This is a genomic window from Peterkaempfera griseoplana, assembly GCF_001418575.1.
Lineage (GTDB): Bacteria > Actinomycetota > Actinomycetes > Streptomycetales > Streptomycetaceae > Peterkaempfera > Peterkaempfera griseoplana.
On record NZ_LIQR01000670.1, the window covers coordinates 1 to 1,932 of the forward strand.

Consider the following 1,932-nt stretch of genomic DNA (forward strand, 5'->3'; position numbering starts at 1 on the left):
AACCCGTTCAACGCCAACGCCACCCTCACCGCCACCCGCGTCTGGTTCTGGTACAACCCGGACGTGATCACCTACGCGCCGACCGGTGAGGTCCAGTACAACAAGGACTACCTCAGTGACGTGAAGGTCGCCGTGGCGGACGGCAACCAGAAGGTGACGCTGACGATCAACCCGAAGGCCGTGTACAACGACGGCACACCCATCGACTGGACCGCCGTCAAGGCGACCTGGCAGGCCAACAACGGCACCAACAAGGACTACAACGCCAGCAACACCGAGGGCTACAGCAACATCACCTCGGTCACCCGGGGCACCGACGACCGGCAGGCCGTGATCACCTTCAAAGGCGTCGACCCCTGGTGGTCGAGCCTGTTCACCACCTTCCTCAACCCCAAGGCCGCCACCGTCGACAACTACAACAACGCCTACGTGAAGAAGGCCCACCCCGAATGGGGCGCCGGCCCGTACACCATCGCCACCTTCGACACCAAGAGCGGCAACCTCACCTTCGTCCGCAACCCGAAGTGGTGGGGAAGGAAGGGCAAGCTCGACAAGCGGATCTACGTCAACCTGGACTCCTCCGCCGCGGTCAACGCCTTCAAGAACGGCCAGGTCGACTACACCGGCACCGGCAGCGCCGAAGGCCTCAAGCAGATCAGCGGCGTGGACGGCACCCGGATCCGTCGCGGCGGCAGCCCCTTCGAGTACTCGCTCTACCTCAACGCCAAGTCCCCCGTCCTGAAGGACACCCAGGTACGCAAGGCACTGCTGCAGAGCATCGACCGCTCCCAGATCGCCAAGATCCAGTTCCAGGGCCTGGACTACGCCGAACCGCTGCCCGGCTCGGCCCTGCTCTACAGCTTCCAGAAGGGCTACGCGGACAACGTCTCCGCGGTGATCAGGTACGCGCCCGACGAGGCGAAGAGCACCCTGGACGCCGACGGCTGGAAGGCGGGCAGCGACGGCATCCGGGAGAAGAACGGAACCAAGCTCACCGTCGGCTACACCCTGCTCGGCGACGACCCGCTGGAGAAGGCCACGGCCAACGCGTTCGCGGCGATGCTCAAGCCGGTCGGCATCAAGGTCGACATCAAGAAGGCCGACGAGGCCGACTTCGCCAAGATCCTCAGCGACCGCGACTTCGACCTCTTCCTCTCCGGCAACCGGTCCACCGACCCCTTCGGCGCCCGCTACCTGTGCCAGTTCTACTGCATCGACAGCGACTCCAACCTGACCGGCACCGGCACCCCCGAACTGGACAAGGAGATCCACCAGGCCACCCGGATCGCCGACCCCGACCAGCAGATCGCCCAGGCCAACGCCATCGAGCGCAAGGAACTGGCCCAGTACGCCTTCCTCCCCCTCTTCAGCGGCCCCTCGATCTACGGCGTCAAGGACGGCCTGGCCAACGTCGGCGCCACCATCTTCGGCACCCCGCTCCCCGAGACCGTCGGCTGGCAGAAGTAACACCACGACCACTCCGCGCCCACTGCGGACACCACCGGCCCGGCCCGCCCACAAGGCCGNNCCACCTGCGGGAGTACTCCCGGCGCTCGGGTTCGACGTACAGCGGCAAGCCGGTGCCGTCGGCATGGGTGAGCATCCGCGGATCCGGCACCACGCCGGCGAGTCGGCGTCGACCCGCACCGGCAGAGGCGACCCCCGGACCGGGTCCCTGCGCGACACCGTCACGCAGAAGGCCGGCTCCACCACCGGATGAGCGCACAGGGTCTGTCCGGCGCCCCGGCAGGCCGTCGCGGTGACCGCGATCGGCGGCCTCACCCGCATCCCGGCCGACGGCACCGCCACCGTGCCGGTGACGGGCAAGGCGGCGGACGCGGCCGCGCGCTGCTCCGAGGGACCCGCCGTCAGCATCAAGCCGTACGACTCCCCGTAGCCGCCGACCCCACCCCCGCCGCCCGGTCCCCGGCC

At 68.1% G+C, this 1,932-nt stretch carries 2 protein-coding genes; both read left to right on the top strand.

All coding sequences use genetic code 11. The features are described 5' to 3' along the window. A partial coding sequence (locus tag AOK09_RS35120; protein WP_055591247.1) for an ABC transporter family substrate-binding protein occupies positions 1-1,467 on the top strand: 1,467 nt, incomplete at its 5' end. A 292-nt stretch (positions 1,468-1,759) separates the two neighbouring features. Next, a complete protein-coding gene (locus AOK09_RS40625) occupies positions 1,760-1,897 on the top strand; it encodes a hypothetical protein (protein ID WP_157876168.1) in 138 nt (45 codons plus the stop codon). Positions 1,898-1,932 lie beyond the last annotated feature (35 nt).